Source organism: Diplocloster hominis, from assembly GCF_032380655.1.
GTDB classification, from domain to species: Bacteria; Bacillota; Clostridia; order Lachnospirales; family Lachnospiraceae; genus Diplocloster; species Diplocloster hominis.
Window position 1 is genome coordinate 1 of the sequence record NZ_JAWDIY010000057.1, and the last position, 22,938, is coordinate 22,938.

The following is a 22,938-nucleotide window of genomic DNA, read 5'->3' on the forward strand; positions in this document are numbered from 1 at the left end:
CGTCCTGTGGCGAGTTTGTTCCGGGCCCTGCCAATAAGAGGTTCTCCCGTCTTCGGAGTTAGCCATTCTTAGGTCCGGCCGAAGTGATTTGGCCCCGCGAGATTTGCTGCCCGGCTCCCTAAGACACGCCGCTTCCCTTCAGCCCGGACCTCAGTATCAAAATCCCCATTTACCAAAGTTGGCCGTGAATCGTAACTAAATTTTCCGTTTCGCAGACCTATAGACATAGTTTCACATGGTATTAAGGGGGATCGGCTTCCCGCAAAATCAGCTTGGCCCAGCGGTGTCCCTGCCTGATCCTCCCCATCAGGATGGGTATCCAGGGACTCACGGATATTTCAGGCGGAACATTCCACGGGATATCCAGTCAATTTATATTGCGGTATATGGGTATTTTTGCTTTAACTCTTTATATAGGAAGCAATCGGGTGCGTGGTCATTGATCATACCGCAGGCCTGCAGATGCGAATAGACGGTAATGGCTCCCAAATATTTGAAGCCTCTGTCTTTCAAATCTTTGCTGATGTCTTCGGACAGTTTATTTTGAGCCGGCAGGTTTCCACCGGAGTGTTCTTTATACAGCATTGTTTTGTGTCCGGTAAAGGACCACAGATAATGGTCGAAAGTACCGTATTGCTGGCGGATTCTAAGAAAGCAGTTGGCATTATTAATCACCGCTTCTATCTTTCTGCGGGAACGGATCATGTCCGGTGTCTGCAGGATCTCTTCTATCTTTGCTTCCTGATAGGACGCTATTTTCTCATAGTCGAAATCATCAAAGCACCGGCGGAAGGTTTCCCGTTTCTTCAACATCATCGTCCAGTTCAGGCCGCACTGCATAACCTCCATCATGAGAAACTCAAACTGCTTACGGTCATCATGGACAGGGATTCCCCATTCGCTGTCATGATACTCCTGTAATATTCCATGATCCTGGCACCAGGTGCATCTGATGAGTTCTTTCATAATATAATAGCTCCTTTTGGATGTGTATTTCATCTTGGATTCTTCTATTATAAAGAACAGGTTTAGAAATATCAATCTCTTTTCTTATTTATCCCGGTTGGGCTGTTGGCTGGAAGGAGGCAGTCCACGTTCCAAATCGAACTCGTCCAGAATTTTCAGACTGCTGCTGGTTCCTATGCGTTCGGCTCCGGCGTCAATCATCACTTTGCAGTCGTTCCAGGAACGGATACCTCCCGCCGCCTTTACTTTGACTTCCGGTCCGGCGCACTCCCGCATCAGAAGAATATCTTTTCCATCCGCCCCGCCGCTGCCAAAACCGGTACTTGTTTTTATATAATCCGGTTTTATCTCCCTGGCTATTTCTGCAGCGATCCGTATCTCTTCTGCTGTCAGGTAACAGTTTTCAAAAATGACTTTGACGAGAACCCCCTGCTGCCGGCAGATCTGTACGATGGCCTCCATTTCCTGCCGGATATACGCATAGTGTCCATTTTTCATCTCACTGATATTTATCACATAATCGATCTCATCTGCGCCGTTTCTGATCGCGTCCTCTGTCTCAAAGGCTTTCACCGGTATCGAAGTCTGGCCCAACGGGAAAGAGACGGCGGCGCCTACATGTACATCCGTATTCAGCAGATAGTTCCTGCATAAGGAAACGGGGGCGGAGTTTACCGCCACCATAGCAAAATGATGGTCCGCAGCTTCCTGACATAACTGTCTGAACATGGTTGCGTCCGCATATGGCTTCAGGTTCGTGTGGTCAAACATGCGGCATAGCTGTTCTCTGGTAATCGTACTGCTGTTCATGTATGGTTTCCCCCTTATATATCAAATGTAATTACTGTTTTCAGGCCGCTTCCTTTGGCAGCATGGGCAATCGCCTCTTGAAAATCGGACAGCAGAAATTCATCTGTGACAATGTTCTGCAGGTCCAGCATTCCTGCCGCCGCCATGGCTGCCACCTCCCGGTAGTGTCTTAGATTTCCCCTGGCGGAACCGCAGATCTTAAGCTGTCTGTAGTGAATGAGATTCGTGGACAGAGTGACCTGATCCCGTCCCCCAGGCAGACCACCGAAATACAAAATACGCCCGTTCATATTCATGAGTTCCAGTGCTTCCGCCTGTGCCTCTGCAGATGGACAGGCTACGATGCACACATCCATTCCCTTTCCGCCAGTCGCCTCCATAACTGCCTCTTTTAAGTGTTCACCGGGAAGCGGTCTTAAGAACGGCGCCGGTTTTACACACTGGCGCATCCGCTCTTCCGACAGATCCCGGATCCACACCCCGGCTGCCCCTCTGGCCTTTGCGATCAGTCCGTGGAGAATGCCGATAGGGCCTGCGCCGATTATGAGTACCTGATCATTGAGTCCCACCTGAATCTGTTCCTGTCCGTTCATCACGCAGGAAGCCGGTTCGAACATAGCCGCTGTCTGAATGGGGACCGAATCATCCAATATAAAAAGATTCCCCTGTCTGACCGCAGGCGCCGGAATCCTGACGTACTCCGCGAATCCTCCGTCCATCTGAATTCCCAGAGCCTGATAGTCTCTGCACAGATGGGTATTCCCACTGATACAGTGTCCGCAGGTCCCGCATCCCATGTTGGGAGCCACGGCGGCCCGCATCCCCTCCCGGTAACCCTTAACCCTGCTGCCCACCCGGGCGATGGTACCGCTGATCTCATGCCCCGGCACCAGCGGATGCTGGTCATCCACACCCGCCGCACCGTTTCGGATCATTCGAAGATCGGTACCGCAGACCGCAGTCACAGCCGTTTTCAGCAGGACCTCCTCTTCTCCGATCTTCGGGATCTCACATTGCATAAGCCTGATATCCCCGGGTCCGTATAACTTTGCTGCCAGCATTTGATTCCTCCTCTCGTATTTGTTTCCTGCGCAGCCATCACTACACCTGCTGTCCTGTACGTCCTGTATTTTCCAGGACCTCATTCATCGTCACAATGTTTCCTGTCCGGATCGACTGATTTCCCGCTTTAACGACAGCCAGCGCCATCAGACCATCATAACCGGTCACTACCGGCTTTGTGTCTTTTCTGATGCATTCGGCAAAACTGCTATCTTCATGAATATAGGCATCCCGGAACAGATCTTTCCAGCTGCTCACCACATCGCTGCACATCCCATTTTCCCGGGTATAGGATACTGCGGACCCGCTTTTCAGGTCTCCTACTGTAATACAGCCCCTGGTGCCCAGGATATCCACCCTCGCGTCATAGCCATACCGGACCCCCTGAGCACCGTCTATATTTCCCATCATGTTATTTTCCATGCGAAGGCTTAACAGAACACTGTCGTAAAAATCCGGGTATTGCTCTTTGATCTGCGGACACCGGTAATTTCCGGCCATCGCATACAGGCTTTTCACTTCACTGCAGGTGAACCACCTAAGCATATCGATATCGTGGCTGTTTACCTCCGCCAGCGGGCCGTTGCTCTTTTCTATATCATACATCCATTCCTGCGGAGTGCTTGGCCCTCTGGTCAGAGATCTTACCGTCACCACGTCGCCGATGGTTCCCTGATCGATCAGTTCCTTCGCGCGCAGAAACCCCTCATCAAATCTTCTCATAAATCCGACCTGCAGCTTTACCCCGTTCTCATCCGCTTCCCGAATCATATTCCGGCATTCCTCCACGTTCATAGCCAACGGCTTCTCACAGAGAATATGCTTTCCCATCCTGGCAGCTTCCACTGCGATATCATGGTGATAAATCGTAGGGACCGCTATCACCACAGCGTCCACACCAGGCTGTCGGAGGCCCTCCCGGTAATCGGTAAACCATGGACACGTCAGCTCCTGCGCAGCCCGACGTGCCTGTTCCTCCTGGAAATCCACCACGGCAGTCATTTTTGCGTGCGGAATCCGGGATGCAAAATTTCTTCCATGTATCATACCAGCCCGGCCCGCACCGATCAGGCAGATTCCTATTTTCTCACTCATATCTTTCTCTCCTTTGTGTCACAGCATCAAACGCACATTACGTCCGAAATACCTCTTTTTGGTATATTCCGGTCAGGGCATCCATAGCCTTCAGATACACCTCGGCCCACGCCTGGTAATACTCGTGGCGGGATGGGTCCGCATGTCTGGTCAGCCTGACCTGCAGTGCTTTTTGTATCGGCTCCTCATAACCGGCAAACAGCCCGGCCCCCACTCCTGCGATCACCGCCGTCCCGGCCAGTGCGGTATCCGTCATGGACAACGCCTCCACGTCCATGCCGCACACATCCGCCTTAATCTGCATAAACAGCTCGGATCTGGCGCCTCCACCGATACTCCTCATTTTCGTAAATTGCCGGTCCGGATACGAGTTTTCCAGAACCATCAGATAATAGGAATATTCATAGGCGATTCCTTCCATGACCGCTCGGTACAGGTGTGCCCTGGTGTGCATGCGGTTAAGGCCCAGGAAGCTGCCTTTCATATACGGGTTATTCGGCAGCACCCGTCCGTCAAAATGAGGGATAAACAGCACACCACCGCTGCCCGGCGCAACTTGTTCCGCCTCCCGTTCCAGTTCTTCATAAGATAACGGCAGCTGTCCCGTAAAATGGTCTCTGAACCAGCTAAGGCACAAGCCTCCGCCATTGATATAAGCGCTGGGATACCACAGCCCGTCTAAGGGTGCGCGTATCATAGTCATTGTCTCAAACGCAGTGTCCGGCGAAAAGCTGTCCACCACACCGCTGAGTACGGAAGCCGTTCCCGCACAGTCCAGCAGCTCTCCCTGTCCGGTCATTCCCGCTCCGAACAGGGAGGCGGCGGTGTCCCCGGCTCCTGCGCTCACCAAAGTTCCCTCCAAAAGGCCGCACCTGGCAGCTGCCTCTGCCGTCAGGGTACCCACCATCTCAAACGGAGACACGATCCTGGCGAATTTTTCTTCAGACAATCCAAACATCTCCAGAAGTTCGCCGGACCACTCTTTTCTCTCATTGTCGCCAAAGCCGGAATAGGCCAACGCGGTATAATCAAAATAGGAGTGTTCACTGTCAAGGCCGGTCAGTTTTCCCACCACATAACTGTGCGGCAGCACAAACTTGCTTATTTTCTTATAGATGTCCGGATACTCCTGCTTCCACCAAAGGATCTTCGGGCCATGGTGATAGGTAACCGGGCCGCCGGTCACCTCGATCATCCGACGTCCTGCTCTGCGGGCCATCTGTCTGCGATACACCTCGCACCTGGTATCCAGCCAGGAGTCATAGACGGTAACCGCCTCCCCCTCCCTGTCGATCCCCATGATTCCCGCCATCTGGGAGTCAATTCCCAGTGCGGCGATCTGTCCCGCGTCAACTTCGCCCCCGTTCATAAGTTCCCGAATCGTTCGAATCACCGATCCGTAGATATCCGAGGCCTCCTGCCAGACGGTACCTGTCCGGGGAGAACAGAGCCTGGATTTCTCGAAGGCATGTGCCACTTCCCGCATCTCCCGGTCAAAGATCACCGCCTTCGTCCCCTGGGTACCGATATCCACCGCGATAACATAATCCATACTCATAGGACTTCCGCCTCGATTCCGTATACTCTGGCCATCTGAAGAAGCAGATAGGTGACATCTCCCCGGATCAGTATCGCATGGTGGGAGGAGAAGCTCTCCATGATCTTATGGCCGTTGCGGTTACGGAACCGGATCAGTGCCCCATTTCTGCAATCACTGCCCGGATACTGTACATAATCCTCGATTTCCGCCTCAATGACCGTGATTTTTTTCATGTCCGGCCGCAGCTTTGCCATAGTAAACGGTCCCGTCTCCATCTCGCAGTCTATGACAATCGCATCCCGGTCGACGATCTCCAATACCTTCGGGCGCATCTTCCACTTCCCGCAGAAGCTTTGCGGTGCAAATCCAAAGTACCCGCAGTGCACGCCCAGCGCATGGTTATCCGGGTCCGGGATATCCGGAAACTCTGTAATCTTCTCATGTTTCAGGGCTGCCATACCGATGAGGAACGGATAAATATTTGTCATCATCATCGGCTTTTTCAAGGCTGAGTACATGAGATATTTGCTGATCAGCGACACGGTGTCCCCCTCACAGGCCCAGATCAGATGGTCATATTCAAACAGCCAGTCCCAGGCCAGACACGGAGTAGTTCCACTGTGAAACGACTCATTCAGACAGTTGCTCCCAACTCCGCATACATTCCCCACCTGTTCCACCGCCTCACGGACCGCCAGATAAAGCTTTACCGCCTTAAGGATGCACCGGTCCGGCACCATCTCGGCCGGCACCCGCCGCTCCTCCCATAACTTCTCCGCCTCAGGATCGGATATCTCAGCCGCCCGGACATTCAATTCACGCCAGCTCCTGTAAACGATCTGAACACCGAAAGCTTTCTCGATCCGGGCAGTACACCCCTCGTCCCACCAATAAAACCGTTTAAAGAGATAAGCCTGCATCCCCTCCCCCGGATTATCCTGGAACATCAGAAAACGGCTGTTCTTCAGACTACGCCTGGCAGCCAACGCCCGCAATATAACCTTAGCCATCTCCTGGTTATATGGGAAAAACACATCCTTCCCGAGTTCATCCCGCAGCCAGGCCACGATCTCCCAGTCCCACATCTCCACCGTCCCAAACTCGGAGGTCAATACGATAATCGGTATGTCTACCTGCTCCAACACTTCCCCCGCGCAAAAAATCTCTCCAAACAGCTGCGGCAGAAGGATAGCATCCACCTGCGCAACAGGGTCGCCGCCCCCAGCTCCGCAGCCGAACTCCACAGGCATCAAAAATTCCGCTTCCTCCCCGTAACACTCCCGCAGCACCTGAAGCTGCTGTTCATACTCCATTTCCTCCCGTTCGTTTCTTCCTTTCAAATACCACGGAAGCAGCGTAGCTCTCGCACCCACTTTTCATCCCTTCTCTCTTATCCTGCTAAATCGTCCTACACTTCTTCACCTACCACTAATTTTCTTTCCAAACTACCAACTTCTCACTCGCAGGGCCTGAAACACTGTCCGAGCAGTCCTTTGGCGAGTTTGTTTCAGGCCCTGCCAATAAGAGGTTCTCCCGCCTTCGGAGTTAGCCGTTCTTAGGTCCGGCCGAAGTGATTTGGCCCCACGAGATGAGCCGCCCGGTTCCAAGGCCCCGCCGATTCCCTCTCTTCCCGGCCCCCCCAAAAATAATCAGCAGACAACCCCATTCTTACTCATAATCTCCCGATACCAGAAACCGCTCTTTTTCACAATCCTGTTCCCAGTCCTGCGGTCCAGATAGATCAGCCCAAATTTATTTTGAAAACCCGTGTTCCACTCAAAGTCATCGATCAGGGTCCACACATAATACCCCTTCAGATCCACTCCCTGCCGGATGGCATCCCAGCAGGCCATAATATGGCGTTCCAGATAGTCAATCCGGCAGTCATCCAGGACTTCCCCCTTGACACTGACCACGTCCAGGAAGCTGGCTCCATTTTCCGTCACGTAGATCTTCGGATGGCCGTATTCCCGGTCAAGCCGCACCAACAGGTCTGTCAATCCGCGTTCAACGATGGGCCATCCATATTCCGTCACGGAGTAATCCCCCGCCGTGGTGGTAAAATATAACGGCCAGTTACCGCCCCCCGCCCGGGTAAACTCGATATAGTAATAGTTGATTCCCAGAAAATCAACCGGTTCCCGGATCAGCTCCAGATCCATCGGTTCCACATCCGGCAGGGTAACGCCCATATCCCGGTAGTATTCCGTCATATCTTCCGGGTAACTGCCCTTGAATAGCGGGTCCAGGAACCATCGGTTGGCATAGCCGTCGTTGCGCAGGGCGGCCTCACGATCCACCGGGTCGTCCGTCGCGGGCTCTCTCGGACACAGATTCAGGGTGATTCCGATTTCGCCGCCCCCGTTCCCAATGTCTTTCCCGAACCGCTCCCGATATGCCCTCACCGCCATCCCGTGGGCGCGGAGCATATTGTGGGCTGCCAAAAGGGCGCTTGAGAAGTCCCGGACCCCGGGGGCAAAATCTCCGGCGTAGTATCCGTTAAACGCGCACACCCATGGTTCATTCAACGTGATCCAGGATGTGACCCGGTCTCCCAGGCAGGAGAACACGGCCTCACAGTATTCCACGAAATAATCCGCCGACTTCCGGTTCAGCCATCCTCCCAGGTTCTGAAGCCATTGGGGCATATCCCAGTGATAGAGCGTGACCATGGGGCGTATGCCATTTTCCAGCAGCGTGTCCACAAGGCCAGAGTAAAACCGGAGGCCCGCCTCATTGATCTTGCCGCTGTCATCCGGGATAATTCTGGGCCATGAGATGGAAAAACGGTAATTCCGGACCCCCATCTTTCGCATCAGCCGGACATCTTCCCGGTAACGGTGATAGTGATCGCAGGTCACATCCCCTGTCGTATGATCCTGTATATTGCCGGGAATATGGGTAAAGCGGTCCCAGATCGATTCTCCTTTTCCGTCTTCCCCGGCAGCTCCTTCGATCTGATAAGCTGCTGTAGCAACTCCCCACCGGAAGTCATTGGGAAATATGTAATCTTTCATTTTCTCTCTCCTTTGCTTCTTCTGAAACAGACGCATTTCCTGCCGCCAGCGCCGCTTCCTCGTCCGCCTCAAAGTCCGCGAAGTCAGACCTGCGCAGATATCCCTGCGGCAACGGTCGTGGACGGCAAAAATCTGTCGTCATCTGATAAGCCGACTTCGTCCTTGCGCTCTGTGCTATCCCGTGCAGAGACTCCAGGGCGTGGACAGCCATCTCCTTACCAGCCCTGGGCGCACATCCGTTTCTGAGCGCCCAGGCCATCTCCGCCGCCCCCAGCCCTCTGCTGTTTTCTGTATATCCATGATTCTGCTGTACCGTGGCAGGCTCCCTGTTGCCTCGCCGCAGCACTTTGACTTCCCCGCCGAACCCATCCGGGTCCGGCAGGTACAGAATCCCCTGTGTCCCGAATATGGTCAGCTCCGGGTAACGGTTCATGATGCATTCTGAGTTAAACAGCACGGTTCCCATTGCCCCATTTTGGAAATGAAGGGCTCCGGCCATCAGGTTCTCACACTCCACCCGGTAGTTCTCACCAAAATCGGCTCTGTTCGGGTAACGGTGGGCCCGCACCGGATCCCTGGTATCCAGGAAACCGGCAGTCTCCTTCACCGGTCCCATCAGGCTTAAAAGCGCGGTCATGTAATAGATTCCCACATCGAAACCAATCCCTCCGCCCGCACCGGCGATATAGGGGATAAACTCCGCGCCCACCCGGTTATCCCGGTTCAGCACCGCCAGACAGCCGGTAGGTTCCCCGATCATCCCGCTGTCCAGGACGAATCTGCCTGTCTGGAGCGCTCCGCCAAGGAAAGTGTCCGGCGCCGCCCCCAGATACAGCTGCTTCGCATCCGCCAGTTCCGCCAGTTCCTTCGCCTCCCCCAGATCCAGGGCCAGCACTTTCTCGGTATAGACATGTTTTCCATTCTGTAAGAGCTGACGGATCACCTGATAGTGGGCTGACGGAGCCGTCAGATTAATCACCAGCTCAATGGACGTATCCTCCAGGATTTCCTGCAGGGACATGGCCCGGATACCGTATGCTCTTGCTTTCTGCCAGGCCGCCTCCTCCCGGATATCACAGCAGCCCACCACATGAAGGATGGAGAACCGGTCCCTGCAGTTTTCCAGATAAATATCGCTGATCATCCCGCAGCCAATGACCGCCGTCCTGACAACGGGCAGTTTTCCCTGCTCCATACAGGCGCCTCCTACCATGGCAGCGCCCTGCCGTCATATTTAAAAAACAGCTTTCCTTCTTCCAGTTCGTCCATACGCTCTGCCAGCCGGATGATCTTCTCCGCGCTGAACATGGGGTCCAGATCCGCCTGCGCCCCGCCCATGTCCGTGCGCATCCATCCGGGACACACTGTGATGATATTGCGTCTGTCGCCATGTTCCCTCACATATTGCCGGGTCGCCATATTGAGAGCCGCTTTGGACATACAGTAGGAATACATTCCCCGCTCTTCGCAGTTGGTGAGGCTTCCGCTCTCAGAGGAAATATTCACGATCCTGGTCTGTTCTTTTATCTGCCCCGCCAGCCCTTTCAGAATACGCAGTGCGCCAAATGCGTTCACATTCATCATATCGGCCATTTCATCGACATCCAGATACGCTAATCCCCTGCGGTCTTTCTCCCAGAAAATGCCGGCTACATTGTAGATCAGGTCGAACACTTCCACATTTTCCCTAAGCTTTGACAGCGCGTCCTGAATCGCCGCATCGGAACCCACATCACCCAGGTATACATGGCACAACGGATAATTATGGACAAGCTCCTCCACGGCATCCGTCCGTTTCCTTACGATTATGTGAACGCTTTCCCCGGCCTTCAGATAAAGCAACGCGATACAGTAACCCAGTCCCCGGGAAGCCCCGCTCACCAGTATTTCTCTTGCCATCCTTACGACCACCTTTCCAAAAGTTCAACCACTGTTTTCAGACTGTCGTAGGCATCCATGTAGGCGTAACGACCATCCTGCGCGGCAAAATATCCTTTTTGAATCATTTTCATCCCAAATTTTTCACAGTTTTCGATACATTCATCCAGGTCATCCACCACAAACGCGATATGCTGGATTCCCTCCCCATATTTCTCCAGGTAATCCCGCCAGATCGACTCCGCCTCATTGGGCTCGATCAGCTCAATATCCATTGGCCCGCCTACGTTGAAGAACGCCAACTTGGAATCGATATGAGGTGCCTCCTGATCCTTGTACACGGTCCTGGTGACTTTGAAGCCCGCCTCGCCGCCTGTGCTCTGCATGGTGGGCGGAACGGGGACCCCCAGAAATTCCGCGTATTTTTTCTTCGTTGTTTCGATGTCTTTAACAATATATCCCACCTGCACCATTTGTCTCGTATTCAGTAATCCCTGCATGTGTCTGCTCCTTTATTTTCATAATTAATCCGGCCGTTTCCGCCGGCCTCAATAAGTCTCTGTGTAAAATCCTGTAGAACCAGAGCCTGTCCTCACTGTTTATAGCCTCCGCCCCGCACCGTGTCGATAAATACGGCCAGGATCAGAATCAGCCCGTTTAACAGATCCTGATAATAGGCCTGTATATTCAGAAGTGTCATAGCGTTGGAAAATATGGTTAACAGGGCAACGCCGAAAAATGTACCCACAATATTTCCCTTGCCGCCTCCCAGCCCCACACCGCCCATGATGACGGAAGAGATCGGGATGAATTCGCTGCCGACACCCGCGGTGGGCACGGCGGTCCGCATCTGCGCGGTCCAGAGTATCCCTGCAAGCCCTGAGGAGAGTCCTGTGATCGCGTAGGCGAACATCTTAATTTTATTTACTTTGATTCCCGACAGATACGCCGCCATCTGATTTGAGCCAATCGCATATACGGAGCGCCCGAACTCCGTATATTTCATCATAATGAACACGACGATAAATACCAGTATCATCACCCAGAACTGGATCGGCACACCCAGAAAAGTCCGGAATGCCAGATTGTCCAGAAGATCGTTGGAGATACGGATCTTATTTCCGCCCGTGGTGAGGGATGCGATGGCCCGAAAGGACATCTGGGTCCCGATGGTGGCGATCATAGGTACGATCTTCATCTTTGTCACAATAAAACCGTTCACCATTCCTGCCAGGATTCCGATCACCAGAGCCGCCAGCAGTCCCACTCCGATGGGATACCCCTGCTGGCAGAGCACGCCGATCACCATACTGCTCACAGCCATGACCGACATCTGGGACAGATCCAGGCCTCCCAGCAGCATAGATACGGTTACGCCTCCGGCCAGAACGCCGTACGTGGCCATGGACATTCCCAGATTTTTCATATTCGTCCCGGTCAGGAAGTAAGGAGAGGCGATGGAGACGATAATAAATCCCAGCGCAACCGCCACAAACATACTGACCTGTGAACTGTTCATTTTCAGAAACCGCCTGACCTTCGCGATCCCCCCTGTTTTCATCAAACTCTTTTCACTCATACCTCTTCCTCCAAACTGCAGTCCGTCTCGCCCAGCACCGCCTTCATGATCTCGAACTGTTGATATTGCTGTTCTCTCTTATCGAATGTAGCCGTGATCCTTCCGTCGTGTACCACGATAATCCGGTCACAGATCGCCATGGTCTCCGGCATTTCCGAGGAGGCCATCAGGATTCCCAGGCCCTCCTTGCAGAATTCTTCCATTAATTTATAGATCTCCGCCTTTGCCCCCACATCCACCCCTCTGGTGGGTTCGTTGAGCAGCAGCAGCTTCGGCTTGACATTCAGACACTTGGCAAATACCACTTTCTGCTGATTTCCTCCGGACAAGGATTCCACATCGGTATCCACATCCGGCGTCTTTACATCCAGCGTCTCTACCCACTGCTCCGCCATCCGGCGCTCTCTCTTAAGATTCAGGAATCCTCTGCCGGCGATCTTTTTTAAGGAAGCCAGGGTAACGTTAGCTCTGACGGGCATATTTAACAGCAGCCCCCCGTCCTTTCGTTCTCCCGGCACATATGCCACACCCGCGCGGATACTTCGATGAGGGTCCGTAAGCGCCGTCTCTTTTCCATCCAGATAAAACTTACCGGTCTCACACTTCTCGATGCCGTATATGCACTGGGTGATCTCCTCACATCCGGCTCCCATCAGCCCGTATAAACCGACGATCTCCCCGGAGTGTACCCGGAAGTTGATATCTTTGAGAAAATGGCTGCTCAGATTCTTTACCTCGAATACGACCTGGTGCATCTCATGGTCCTCCACCGGATACATGTTTTCCAGTTCCCGGCCCACCATGGCTTCTATGATGGTATCTTTCGTCTCCTTTTCAATGGGGGACCGGAGTACATTTTTTCCATCCCTCATAACCATCACCGAGTCACATATGGAAAAGATCTCATCCAGTTTATGGGAGATGAAGATCACGGAGCCTCCCCGTTCCTTATATTTTTTCACGATCTGGTAGAGCTGCTCGATCTCCTTGTCCGTAAGGGATGCCGTAGGTTCGTCCATCACGATCACTTTGGAATTCCGGACAAAAGCCCTGGCCACCTCCAGCAGCTGCTTTTGCGCGGTCAAAAGGCCGCCCGCCTCCTCCATGGGATCCAGCTCATGAAGGCCCAGCTCACTTTGGATCTTCAGACTGTCCTGATAGAGCTTACGGTAATCTATCATTCCGCTTTTCTTCTTCGGCAGTCTGCCCAGGAAGATATTTTCCGCAATGCTGACCGTACTAAGATAATTCAATTCCTGGTAGATCACAGATATCCCCAAACCGATGGAGGCAATGGGGGAATATTTCCCACTGTCCACCGGATGTCCGTCAATCTGCAGTGTGCCCTCATCCTGCTTGTAAGCGCCGGATAGTATTTTCATCAATGTGGACTTTCCTGCACCGTTCTCCCCGACCAACGCCAGGACTTCCCCTTTTTCCAGATACAGATCCACATGGTCGAGGGCTTTTACACCCGGAAATGATTTGCTGATGCCGTTCATTTCCAATATACGTTCACTCATCGTCTGCCCCCTCTCCTTTCTTTTCGCCTGTCATTCAGGGTATCCATGTATACCTTATTCCGGATGCAGTTCCATTACATTATCAGGATCCATGACTACCGTATCCGAATATGTTTTATGTTCCACGCTTTCCCCGTTCACCAGTTTCTGTGCAATTTCCAGCACGCCGTATCCGTACTTCTCCATTCCGGAGGATACCTCGCCTTTCGTCACGCTCTTCTCGCCGGATTTGAAGATATTAATGGTCGCGTCCATCCCGTCATAGGAGAACAGGTTCAGCTTGTCGTCGAATTCCTGTGCCTTGGAGGCAGAGTAGATCGCATCGTTGAAACTGCTGGCAAAGCTGATCATCAGCACATTCTGTGCGTCCTTATGGGTGGTCAAAAAGTCTGTTACCTCCTGACGCACACTCTCCAGATCGTAATTGGTCAAAGATATATAGGCTACCTGATCTTCTGTAATGATCTGATTATCCAGCAGCATCTGCTTGGGAACTTCGGTACGCTTAGCCACATCTTCCCCATGGGAAGGAGAATCCATTAAGATGAGCAGATCGCATTTTCCGTCCATTTTATTTTTTACATAGTCCACAAGATATTTTCCCAGCTCCTCGCCGGCTTCGCCGTTGGACAATCCGTAAAAATAGGAATCTTCACTGGGGTCCGCGTCAATACAAATGTGATAGACACCGTCCCGTTTGCAGTCGTCCGCCAGAGCCTGGCTCGTCTCTAATGACGATAGAAAGTCTACGATCACATTACATCCCTGTGCCACATAGGAATCATAGGTAGACCGGATCTGTGACATGTCCTCCCCCGGAGTACTGTAAAGGCATTCCACGCCAGCCTCCTTACAGGCTTGCTGCATACCTTCGCCAAATTTGATATGTACTTCTTCATCCGCCGTCCGGTCCAGCACGCCTATTTTCAGGACAGCTTCCTCTTTCTTTTCCTCAGGCTTCGCTGTCTGGGCGGATGCATCTGTCTGCTCCGGTGCTTCCTGCTGTTTACTATCGGAAACCGCTGTTTTCCCAGTATCTGCTTTACCGCCTCCACAGCCTGTTATACAGATAGCTCCCATTATTACGGATAACATGACCCCTGCTAATCTTTTCTTCATTTCTTCTCCTCCTGATAATAGATATAGTTTTTTTGCTACACAGTACCTGTCCTTTGCCGCGCGCTGTAAAAGGAAATTTACTATATGTCGAATATAGCATGTGTGCACAAATATGTCAACATAATTTGTATAATTTTATACATTTTAATAACTAATTTTAAACATAATGATGCATATCTTTTGACATTTTCCCGTGTATTATGGGTATTCACAGCATTTTTATGGTATTCCCGCCAATATTCTATCTTGTTTGATTGCTGCTTTTCGTGTTGCTTTTTACTCGTTTAATGTATAATTTTATACATTAAATGTGCATTTTTATTTACATACCTATTGCGCTTCAAAGAAATTCCTGCTATAATGACCATAGTTTTTCAATATAATATAATTAGGGGAAAAAATATGAATCAAAGATATGGAACATACAGTGTCAATCAGATCGCTCAGGCGCTGAATCTCTCCCGCAGTACAGTTTCAAAAGTATTGAACAACCGGCCGGGAGTATCTGAGAAAACATATAATCTGATCATGAATTACATCCATACGGCGGATAAACAGCCGGAAAACCAGCCGGCCGGCAATGTATCCAGCCAGATGCCGACGATTATGTTCTCTTATTGTCTGGAAAATATAGAATATATCAACGGATTGCTGGCGGGGATTGAGGAATCCCTGAAGAATAATGGTTATCTGCTGGCGGTCAATATTGTCACAAGGAATTCAGGGGAAGGGAATTATCTGCCCCCTTCCGTGTATAACGGCTCCGTGAAAGGGATCATATCTTTCAACATCTATGATCTGGCTTACTGGGAGGAAGTCTGTGCCCTGCCGGTGCCCTCCGTCTTTCTAGACACCATATACGACAAGCACCTCTTTTCCGGAAAAACGGATATCATTCTTCCGGAGAATGAATCCCCCCTCATGGAGGCAATCACAGCGCTGGCTAAGGACGGGCGCCGCAATTTTGGATTTCTGGGGTATCCGTATTTTTGTTACTCTCTGTATCAGAGATGGGAGACTTACCGGAACACGCTGAAGAATCTGGGGCTGCCCCTGAATGAGGAGAACTGCATACTGGACGATTTTGACCAGATGCCAGATATCGATATGGCCCAGGCGCTCAAGAACCGCCTGATCCAGATGAAAACCCTGCCGGACGCCTACATCTGTACAAGTGACAAACAGGCGATCCAGTTACTCAGGGCCCTGAAAGAACTTTCCGTGTGTGTACCGCAGGATGTCGCCGTCATCGGATTCGACAATCTGCCGGAATCCCTGCGCCAGGACCCCCCTCTTTCCACCGTGGATGCCTACTCAAGCGTTCAGGGTTCTCTCGCCGTGACAGCGTTGCTGGACCGGATCGCGCACCCGGACCGGCCCCATATCACCATACAGTGCCAGACCAAACTGCTGCTGCGTGAATCCAGCGGAGGGTGTACACACTCCTGAGGAAGAATCCTGAAGAAGAATCCTGAAAAAGAATTTCGCTTGTGAAACTACTCTCCTAATAAAATACATCCGGCTGTTTTCTGTATTTCCCGGGTATCCCCCCTGGAATTCAGAAAACAGCCGGATTTTTTACTCTGCCATGCTGTCTAAAATTCAGTTGTCAGCCTATTTATACATCTTCATATAGTCCCCATGAGCGTCAATCAACTCATCGCACATCTTTACAATATCGTCCAGACTAAGCTCAGCCCCGGTGTGCGGATCCATCATAGCGGCCTGATAGATATATTCTTTCTTCCTTGTAACGGCCGCCTCTATGGCCAGAAGCTGCACATTGATATTGCTCATATTCATTGCCGCCAGCTGCACCGGAAGTCTTCCGACCCAGGTAGGATGAATTCCCGTTCCATCTACCAGGCAGGGAACTTCCACGCAGGCGTCGGACGGAAGATTCTCTATAGAACCATGATTGATAACATTTCCGCCAATCTTATACGGACGGTCCGTAACCACCGCTTCCATAATGTAGGAAGCATATTCCAGACTTCTGTCATGGGTGATCTTCCCATCCTTGAGGATGTTGTTCCGCTCTTCCTCCCAGCCTTTGATCTGATCCACGCATCTTCTGGGATATTCATCCAGCGGAATGTTGAATCTGTCGATCAGCTCCGGATAGCGGGATTTGATGAAAAACGGGTTGTACTCGGCATTGTGCTCACTGGATTCCGTACAGTAATAACCCAGATGCTTTATGTACTCGAACCGGACCATATCTTTATGTTTGCCCGTCTCATTCATTTCGGCTGCTCTTCTGCGTATTTCCGGGTATAAATCAATACCGTCCTTGTCCTTAAGTTCCAGCAGCCATGCCATATGATTCATTCCTGCGATCGTCTCCAACCGCCCTTCCAGCTTATCCTCCATATGCAGTTCTTCCAACAGATGGCTGGAACAGCACTGTACGCTGTGGCAGAGCCCTACTGTCCTTACTCCTGTGTAACGCTGCATATAGCCGGTCAGGATTCCCATAGGGTTAGTATAATTCAGGAAAAGGGCGTCCGGGCACACCTCTTCGATGTCCCTGGCGAACTCTTCCAATACAGGGATGGTACGCAGTCCCCGCATAATCCCGCCGATGCCCAGACTATCTGCAATGGTCTGGCGAAGCCCATATTTTTTCGGGATTTCAAAATCGGTTATGGTGCAGGGGTCATATCCGCCTACCTGAATCGCATTTACAACAAATGCGGCATTTTTCAGCGCTTCTTTTCTCTGTTCCACACCCAGATATGTTTTGATACCGGCACGTCCCTGATTTACATTTTTGTTGATTGCTTCGAGAATGACGGCAGACTCCTCCAGGCGCTTTCTGTCAATATCGTACAGCGCTATCTCGCTGTCTTGCAGGGCTTTACTGCACATACAGTCTCCCAGTACATTTCTGGCAAACACCGTGCTTCCGGCGCCCATAAATGTTATTTTTGTCATGATACTTCCTCCATTTCTCTTACATTTTTATGTTTTGTTGCATACATAAGGATTATCCAGAAGTCCTTCTGGTTTTTCAGTTTTTTTACAATGTCGTACGGCACTATATTTTGTTGCTTTCTTATGATCTATATTATATAATCAGTGTGTGTAAGATTCTATCTAATTTGTGTCATATAATTGTGATTTTGTTGTATTTTTGATCCCTGATACCTTTACACAGCCCGCAGCGGTGACAGATCAGTAAAAACAGTGGGGGAAATGGAGATTATGATAAACGAAAAAATACCCGGAGTACTATCGATTTATTTTTGCGGAAGCGAACAATGCGCGCCCGGCCACTCCTTCGGGCCTGCCGTGCGCCCCCATTATCTGATCCATACGGTACTGGAGGGCAGGGGTATTTTTATAAGAAATGGGAAAACATACCACCTGGAGGCAGGAGACGCGTTTCTCATCTCCCCCATGGAATCGACCTTTTACCAGGCGGACAGAACCGATCCGTGGAAATATGCCTGGATCGGATTCGACGGAATGAGCGTGGAGGAATATGTAGTGAAAACCTGTTTCAGGGATTCTCCCGTCTATCAATGTCCGGAAGGCCAAAATACACGGCCTGCCATAGCATCCGTGATGTCCGCCATAACAGATGCCTTCCTCTCTGCCGATCAGAACTTTTTAACCCTTATGGGGTACTTTTTCCAGCTGTTGGGCATCATGCAGGGAACGCAGCCTACAGAAGATCCCGGCCATACGAAGGGGTATCTGGAAAAAGCAATGGATTACATCCATAATAATTACAGCTACAATATCCATATCTCAGATATTGCCGCTTATATCGGCGTAGACCGCTCCTACCTGTACCGCCTGTTCATGGAGGAGGAGCATATCTCTCCCAAACAATATCTGATGAGACTGAGGCTGCGGACCGCTTCCGGCATGCTTCGTTCCCCGCAGTACACCATAACAGAGATCGCCTATTCCTGTGGTTTCCGGGATACCGCCACCTTCTGCAGCCAGTTTAAGAAAAGTATGAAACTTACCCCCAGCCAGTTCCGTAAGGAAGCAAGAGAAGAAAACTGTACGAACGTTTCATTTTTATGAATTATCTTAAGTTTAAAAATAGTAATGCCCGAAAAAGCCTCGCTGACTTTTTTTATGCATCGCACGTAAGCGGCTATAATACAGCCGCTTACGTGCTCATATCGATAAATAATGTTTCAACTCAAGTAATATCATTGAGTAATAACATTGAATAATCTTCTCCATTATGCTACTTTTAATAAAGCAGCTATCACATCTGTACAGAAAGGAATGATGCCAAGGAATGTCACCACAGACTAAAAAACCTCAAAATTCCGGAGGCAGAAAAACTTCTTCCAGGTCCTCTGGCACAAGGCCTGCCGGAACAAGACCTCCGGGTTCAAAACCATCCGGCGCAAAATCACCTGGTTCAAAACCTTCTGCCCAAAGATCAAATTCATCTTCAGCACACAAGACTTCCCAGCAAAGCAAGGGGACCTCCGGCCCGGCACGGAAACCATCCACAGCCAAAAAGGCCCCTTCCAATGGGAATCGTAAAAAACGCAGGAAAAAAGGCTCCGCGGGCTTTTATTTTATACAGTTCCTCATACTGACGGTTCTTCTCGGGACTTTTGCTATTTTCGCCATCTCATACGGGCCGAAAATCTATTCCTTATATAAGGAAGCAAAGGAACTGGTCGCCAATTCCGACCGCTCCACTTTCATGACCGGCCAGTCCGGAATGATCTATGATAAGGACGGCAGCCTGATCACGGTCCTCAAAGGTGATAAAGATATGTATTATCTCCCTTCCGAACAGATTCCTCAGGAAGTCAAAGACGCCATCGTCAGTATAGAAGACAAGCGCTTTTATAAGCATCATGGAATCGACCCGGTCGGTATCATCCGTTCTGCCGTATCCCTGGTCAAACAGGATGAAATTACCCAGGGCGGAAGCACCATCACTCAGCAGCTGGCCCGGAATGTTTTTCTGACTCACAAAGTCAGCTGGCAGAGAAAAGTCCAGGAAATATTTATATCCTTTCAGCTGGAGCGTATATACAGCAAGGATGATATCCTGGAATTTTACATTAACAATATCTATTTTTCAGACGGCTACTACGGGATTCAGGCCGCCAGCCGCGGATACTTCGATCAGGATGTCTCCGAACTGGACTTGTCCCAGATCGCCTTTTTGTGCGCGATTCCTAACAATCCCACACTCTACGACCCCAAGGACCATATGGATAATACCTTAGGGCGAAGAGACCGGATATTGGAAAATATGAAAGATGACGGTATGATCAGTGACAGCCAGTATCAGCAGGCTGTTTCGGAAGAAATCACACTTCATGAAAAAACGGCTGTCGCCACCACCTCCACCTCGGCCGACAGTTATATTCTTTACTGCGCGGTCCGGGCGCTGATGGAAATGGATGGCTTTGCATTCCAGAGTGAATTCGACAGCGAAGAGGCCCAGCAGGCTTACCAGGATTCTTACACTGCTTTATATGATCAGTGCAAACAGGATCTCTACACGAAAGGATACCAGATCTACACCTCCATAGATATGACATTACAGCAGGAGCTGCAAAGCGCGATCGACGCCAGCCTGTCTGAATATACGACTCTAGGCACAGAGGGCGCTTATGCCCTGCAGGGCGCCGGTGTCGCCATAGATAACGCTACCGGCTATGTGTCCGCCATCGTCGGAGCCCGCACCCAGGAAGATATGCCTTTTTCCCTGAACCGGGCTTACCAGAGCTACCGCCAGCCGGGAAGTTCGATCAAACCGCTGATCGTCTATACCCCGGCCCTGGAGAAAGGTTACACCCCGGATTCCACGGTAGTGGACCGCAAAACAGAGGGAGGCCCCGATAACTCCAACGGAAAATATTCCGGTTCCATCACCCTGCGCTATGCCGTAGAGCAGTCTAAAAATACGGTAGCCTGGAACCTGTTTCAGGAAATAACCCCGAAAGTCGGTCTTTCCTATTTAAAAGAGATGAATTTCTCCAAAATCACGGAAGGTGACTACAACCTGGCCGCGGCCCTTGGCGGTCTTACCAAAGGAGCCACCCCGCTGGAGATGACCTCCGGCTACGCGGCTCTGGAAAATGGGGGACGCTACCGTGCTCCCACCTGTATTATGCGCATCACCGATCCTGCCGGCAGCAGCATCGTGGAGACCTCCCTTACAGAAAAGCAGGTCTACACCGAAGACGCGGCCCGGACGATGACCGATATCCTAAAAAGCGTTATGACGAAGGGTCTGGGAAAAAGCGCCCGCATCTCTGCCATGGACAGCGCCGGCAAAACCGGTACAACCAACGATAACAAAGACGGCTGGTTCGTCGGTTATACCGGCTATTACACCACAGGTATCTGGGTCGGATACGACATGCCCCGCAAATTACCGGGCCTGTACGGCTCCTCTTATCCCAGTGAAATCTGGAAGCAGTTCATGGAAACTGCCCACGAGGGTCTGGAACCTATTTCCCTGCCCTAAAGTCCGATTGGACCACTAATAAAAGGGGCTGTCGGAATATGAATAAGTCTTACCAGATATACATCTGAATTGCAGATTTCACTTCATACCTGGTATGCAAATTCTATTTCCAGACTCCCCCTTTTATATGAACTATAAAACGGATGAATCCGCCAAATCCTTATTCGTTATAAATTCTATAATAACCATTTCGTCAGCAAGCCCTATTCTATCCAGCTGCCCCATTCTTCACATCCTGTCCTTAAACATCGTGATGGAGTCTGCCCTGGCGGCAAGCTTTAACCATCGCTTTAGTGTCAAAGGGTCCGTCTCGGACAGAATGACGCCCTTTAACTCTTCCGGGACGTTCCCATACTCTCCAAGCAATTCAAGGATGGATTCTGCTTTTCCTTCTGCCCTTCCCTCAGCTTTACCGTCCTCATAACGCTCCTGTCCGATGTCGGCCAGCACCTGCTCTTCGTTATATTCCGTCAGGATTGAATTCATCACTTCCGCCCTCCTTGTCATTAAAAACTCTCTCAATACCCCTTCCTCAATACACTCCTCCACGGCCCGCTTTACCGACTCTCCAAAGTCCAACTCCCCGCGGTATGCTTTCACCTTGCCGATCAGAACTGCATAATCCTTTAGAATGGGGCATCGCTCCATCAGTTGGCTGTTATGCCCATCGTTGATATTGAGTACATGTACCAGTAATTCCATTTTAGATTGCTCGTTTCCGTGAACAAACGCATCTGACAACTTCAGCCATTGCTCGTCGCCGATCTCCTGGTCGCCGTTGTAGAATACGACATATACCGGTGTTGGCAGAGTAACCAGCTTCGTGCCGTAGATGTGCTTTCCATGCAGAATCCCCCGGAACATATCTGCGAAATAAAGCAGACCGCGAACCGGCAGATTCGGATTCATAGTGCTTTGATGCTCATACAGTGATAGGATATCACGGATCAGATAGGCCACATCATTTTTCATCTTCATCCAGATGGCATCCTCCAGTGTCCTGATCTCCAGTTCCTCCACGTCGCTGTAATTCGTGTGGTTCAATGCGTTATACAGCTCCAGTCCGTACTTCTTCTCGGCAAACAAAAGACGGAACAGACGGTCCTTGTAGCTTTTGTTCGTGCCGATGTGATCGGTTGTGTTCATGTTTTTTCCTCCTTAAATGTAATGCAAGGAAAAAACAGCCTTCTGTTATATCCATTTTATTTTGATGTGTTTTTACGGGAATATTTTACACTAACGAGCAGCAAAGCTGAAAGCCAGCCCGCAGGGCATGCGTTATGGGGTGCTGTAAAGTATACCTTATGGAGCAGCGTATGCTGCGACTCCGCCCGCAGGGCATGCGTTTTGGGGTACTGTAAAGTATACCTTATGGAGCAGCGTATGCTGCGACTCCGCCCGCAGGGCATGCGTTATGGGGTGTTGTAAAGTATAAGATTATTATAAGGGAAATATCAGAATACTACAAGCAATGAAGCTATTTTGATTTTGTCTGTTAGATTTTATGGGGATATACCGTATGTATCACGGCCATACCTACATATACCATAAAGTTGTGAAAAAGGATAGTAAAAGACTGTCTTTTCCTTAGATTTGTTTTTATAGTATGGCATTCATAAACAAAAATGTCAATCCATTTTTCAAATCTACTGTTCTGACATTCCTATCCTAACTAACAGTACTGTTAGCTTAAGAATGTGTCAGCACATTACACCGTTTACGAACCTTCCACACGATAAAAGCCTTTTGTAAAGCAGGGCTGAAGGGAAGCGGCGTGTCTTGGGGAGCCGGGCAGCAAATCTCGCGGGGCCAAATCACTTGAGGCCGGGCCTTAGAACGGCTTACGCAGAAGTCGGGAGAACCTCGCAGGGCCCGGAACA

19 protein-coding genes are annotated in these 22,938 nt (G+C 50.7%); 3 read left to right on the top strand and 16 right to left on the bottom strand.

Annotated features, from left to right (window positions below):
* Window positions 1-372: 372 nt before the first annotated feature.
* The 13 genes from ABC831_RS25245 to ABC831_RS25305 all read right to left on the bottom strand — a co-directional run bounded on the left by ABC831_RS25245 (window position 373) and on the right by ABC831_RS25305 (window position 14,589).
* Window positions 373-966: a DNA-3-methyladenine glycosylase I gene (locus ABC831_RS25245; protein WP_343250844.1), complete on the bottom strand. Its 594-nt coding sequence runs from the start codon at window positions 964-966 to the stop codon at window positions 373-375.
* A gap of 84 nt (window positions 967-1,050) precedes the next feature.
* On the bottom strand, window positions 1,051-1,776 hold the full coding sequence (gene deoC, locus ABC831_RS25250) for a deoxyribose-phosphate aldolase (protein ID WP_343250845.1): 726 nt from the start codon (window positions 1,774-1,776) through the stop codon (window positions 1,051-1,053).
* 14 nt (window positions 1,777-1,790) lie between these two features.
* Window positions 1,791-2,837 (bottom strand): alcohol dehydrogenase catalytic domain-containing protein, encoded by a 1,047-nt coding sequence (locus ABC831_RS25255; protein ID WP_343250846.1) that lies wholly within the window; start codon window positions 2,835-2,837, stop codon window positions 1,791-1,793.
* Window positions 2,838-2,877: 40 nt separating this feature from the next.
* Window positions 2,878-3,933, bottom strand: a complete 1,056-nt coding sequence (locus ABC831_RS25260; protein WP_343250847.1) for a Gfo/Idh/MocA family oxidoreductase — start codon at window positions 3,931-3,933, stop codon at window positions 2,878-2,880.
* A 37-nt stretch (window positions 3,934-3,970) separates the two neighbouring features.
* Window positions 3,971-5,491, bottom strand: a complete 1,521-nt coding sequence (locus ABC831_RS25265; RefSeq protein WP_343250848.1) for a xylulokinase — start codon at window positions 5,489-5,491, stop codon at window positions 3,971-3,973.
* Window positions 5,488-6,846, bottom strand: a complete 1,359-nt coding sequence (locus tag ABC831_RS25270; protein WP_343250849.1) for a hypothetical protein — start codon at window positions 6,844-6,846, stop codon at window positions 5,488-5,490. The genes ABC831_RS25265 and ABC831_RS25270 overlap by 4 nt, the downstream gene beginning before the upstream one ends.
* A 276-nt stretch (window positions 6,847-7,122) precedes the next feature.
* Window positions 7,123-8,490 carry a GH1 family beta-glucosidase gene (locus ABC831_RS25275; RefSeq protein WP_343250850.1) on the bottom strand — a complete coding sequence of 456 codons (1,368 nt, stop codon included), beginning with the start codon at window positions 8,488-8,490 and terminating at the stop codon, window positions 7,123-7,125.
* Window positions 8,465-9,685 carry a Gfo/Idh/MocA family protein gene (locus ABC831_RS25280; RefSeq protein WP_343250851.1) on the bottom strand — a complete coding sequence of 407 codons (1,221 nt, stop codon included), beginning with the start codon at window positions 9,683-9,685 and terminating at the stop codon, window positions 8,465-8,467. The genes ABC831_RS25275 and ABC831_RS25280 overlap by 26 nt, the downstream gene beginning before the upstream one ends.
* Before the next feature lie 11 nt (window positions 9,686-9,696).
* Window positions 9,697-10,389 carry an SDR family NAD(P)-dependent oxidoreductase gene (locus tag ABC831_RS25285; protein WP_343250852.1) on the bottom strand — a complete coding sequence of 231 codons (693 nt, stop codon included), beginning with the start codon at window positions 10,387-10,389 and terminating at the stop codon, window positions 9,697-9,699.
* Window positions 10,390-10,391: 2 nt separating this feature from the next.
* Window positions 10,392-10,868 carry a VOC family protein gene (locus tag ABC831_RS25290; protein ID WP_343250853.1) on the bottom strand — a complete coding sequence of 159 codons (477 nt, stop codon included), beginning with the start codon at window positions 10,866-10,868 and terminating at the stop codon, window positions 10,392-10,394.
* 92 nt (window positions 10,869-10,960) lie between these two features.
* Window positions 10,961-11,947, bottom strand: coding sequence for an ABC transporter permease (locus ABC831_RS25295; RefSeq protein ID WP_343250854.1), 987 nt, complete (start codon window positions 11,945-11,947; stop codon window positions 10,961-10,963).
* Window positions 11,944-13,470 (bottom strand): sugar ABC transporter ATP-binding protein, encoded by a 1,527-nt coding sequence (locus ABC831_RS25300; protein ID WP_343250855.1) that lies wholly within the window; start codon window positions 13,468-13,470, stop codon window positions 11,944-11,946. The genes ABC831_RS25295 and ABC831_RS25300 overlap by 4 nt, the downstream gene beginning before the upstream one ends.
* Window positions 13,471-13,524: 54 nt before the next feature.
* Complete coding sequence (locus ABC831_RS25305) at window positions 13,525-14,589, bottom strand: sugar ABC transporter substrate-binding protein (RefSeq protein ID WP_343250856.1); 1,065 nt, start codon at window positions 14,587-14,589, stop codon at window positions 13,525-13,527.
* Window positions 14,590-14,991: 402 nt separating this feature from the next.
* Here ABC831_RS25305 and ABC831_RS25310 point away from each other — a divergent pair, with 402 nt between their 5' ends.
* Window positions 14,992-16,038 carry a LacI family DNA-binding transcriptional regulator gene (locus ABC831_RS25310; protein WP_343250857.1) on the top strand — a complete coding sequence of 349 codons (1,047 nt, stop codon included), beginning with the start codon at window positions 14,992-14,994 and terminating at the stop codon, window positions 16,036-16,038.
* A gap of 165 nt (window positions 16,039-16,203) precedes the next feature.
* Here ABC831_RS25310 and melA read toward each other — a convergent pair whose 3' ends face one another.
* Window positions 16,204-17,526: an alpha-glucosidase/alpha-galactosidase gene (gene melA / locus ABC831_RS25315; protein WP_343250858.1), complete on the bottom strand. Its 1,323-nt coding sequence runs from the start codon at window positions 17,524-17,526 to the stop codon at window positions 16,204-16,206.
* Window positions 17,527-17,796: 270 nt separating this feature from the next.
* On the opposite strand from melA, the gene ABC831_RS25320 reads away from it, so the two are divergent.
* The gene (locus ABC831_RS25320; RefSeq protein ID WP_343250859.1) at window positions 17,797-18,630 is read left to right on the top strand and encodes an AraC family transcriptional regulator; all 834 of its coding nucleotides are present in this window, start codon (window positions 17,797-17,799) and stop codon (window positions 18,628-18,630) included.
* Window positions 18,631-18,876: 246 nt separating this feature from the next.
* On the opposite strand, the gene ABC831_RS25325 is transcribed toward ABC831_RS25320, so the two are convergent.
* Window positions 18,877-19,080, bottom strand: a complete 204-nt coding sequence (locus ABC831_RS25325) for a hypothetical protein (protein WP_343250860.1) — start codon at window positions 19,078-19,080, stop codon at window positions 18,877-18,879.
* 193 nt (window positions 19,081-19,273) lie between these two features.
* On the opposite strand from ABC831_RS25325, the gene ABC831_RS25330 reads away from it, so the two are divergent.
* Window positions 19,274-21,058, top strand: a complete 1,785-nt coding sequence (locus tag ABC831_RS25330) for a transglycosylase domain-containing protein (RefSeq protein WP_343250861.1) — start codon at window positions 19,274-19,276, stop codon at window positions 21,056-21,058.
* A 228-nt stretch (window positions 21,059-21,286) separates the two neighbouring features.
* Here the strand turns inward: ABC831_RS25330 and ABC831_RS25335 are convergent, their stop codons facing one another.
* Window positions 21,287-22,204, bottom strand: coding sequence for a hypothetical protein (locus tag ABC831_RS25335; protein ID WP_343250862.1), 918 nt, complete (start codon window positions 22,202-22,204; stop codon window positions 21,287-21,289).
* Window positions 22,205-22,938: the final 734 nt, after the last annotated feature.

Excerpts from the sequence above, each read along its gene's own strand:
- ABC831_RS25245 (WP_343250844.1), bottom strand. The coding sequence starts at position 966 with ATGAAAGAACTCATCAGATGCACCTGGTGCCAGGATCATGGAATATTA.
- deoC (WP_343250845.1), bottom strand. The coding sequence starts at position 1,776 with ATGAACAGCAGTACGATTACCAGAGAACAGCTATGCCGCATGTTTGAC.
- ABC831_RS25255 (WP_343250846.1), bottom strand. The coding sequence starts at position 2,837 with ATGCTGGCAGCAAAGTTATACGGACCCGGGGATATCAGGCTTATGCAA.
- ABC831_RS25260 (WP_343250847.1), bottom strand. The coding sequence starts at position 3,933 with ATGAGTGAGAAAATAGGAATCTGCCTGATCGGTGCGGGCCGGGCTGGT.
- ABC831_RS25265 (WP_343250848.1), bottom strand. The coding sequence starts at position 5,491 with ATGAGTATGGATTATGTTATCGCGGTGGATATCGGTACCCAGGGGACG.
- ABC831_RS25275 (WP_343250850.1), bottom strand. The coding sequence starts at position 8,490 with ATGAAAGATTACATATTTCCCAATGACTTCCGGTGGGGAGTTGCTACA.
- ABC831_RS25280 (WP_343250851.1), bottom strand. The coding sequence starts at position 9,685 with ATGGAGCAGGGAAAACTGCCCGTTGTCAGGACGGCGGTCATTGGCTGC.
- ABC831_RS25285 (WP_343250852.1), bottom strand. The coding sequence starts at position 10,389 with ATGGCAAGAGAAATACTGGTGAGCGGGGCTTCCCGGGGACTGGGTTAC.
- ABC831_RS25290 (WP_343250853.1), bottom strand. The coding sequence starts at position 10,868 with ATGCAGGGATTACTGAATACGAGACAAATGGTGCAGGTGGGATATATT.
- ABC831_RS25295 (WP_343250854.1), bottom strand. The coding sequence starts at position 11,947 with ATGAGTGAAAAGAGTTTGATGAAAACAGGGGGGATCGCGAAGGTCAGG.
- ABC831_RS25300 (WP_343250855.1), bottom strand. The coding sequence starts at position 13,470 with ATGAGTGAACGTATATTGGAAATGAACGGCATCAGCAAATCATTTCCG.
- ABC831_RS25305 (WP_343250856.1), bottom strand. The coding sequence starts at position 14,589 with ATGAAGAAAAGATTAGCAGGGGTCATGTTATCCGTAATAATGGGAGCT.
- ABC831_RS25310 (WP_343250857.1), top strand. The coding sequence starts at position 14,992 with ATGAATCAAAGATATGGAACATACAGTGTCAATCAGATCGCTCAGGCG.
- melA (WP_343250858.1), bottom strand. The coding sequence starts at position 17,526 with ATGACAAAAATAACATTTATGGGCGCCGGAAGCACGGTGTTTGCCAGA.
- ABC831_RS25320 (WP_343250859.1), top strand. The coding sequence starts at position 17,797 with ATGATAAACGAAAAAATACCCGGAGTACTATCGATTTATTTTTGCGGA.
- ABC831_RS25330 (WP_343250861.1), top strand. The coding sequence starts at position 19,274 with ATGACCGGCCAGTCCGGAATGATCTATGATAAGGACGGCAGCCTGATC.
- ABC831_RS25335 (WP_343250862.1), bottom strand. The coding sequence starts at position 22,204 with ATGAACACAACCGATCACATCGGCACGAACAAAAGCTACAAGGACCGT.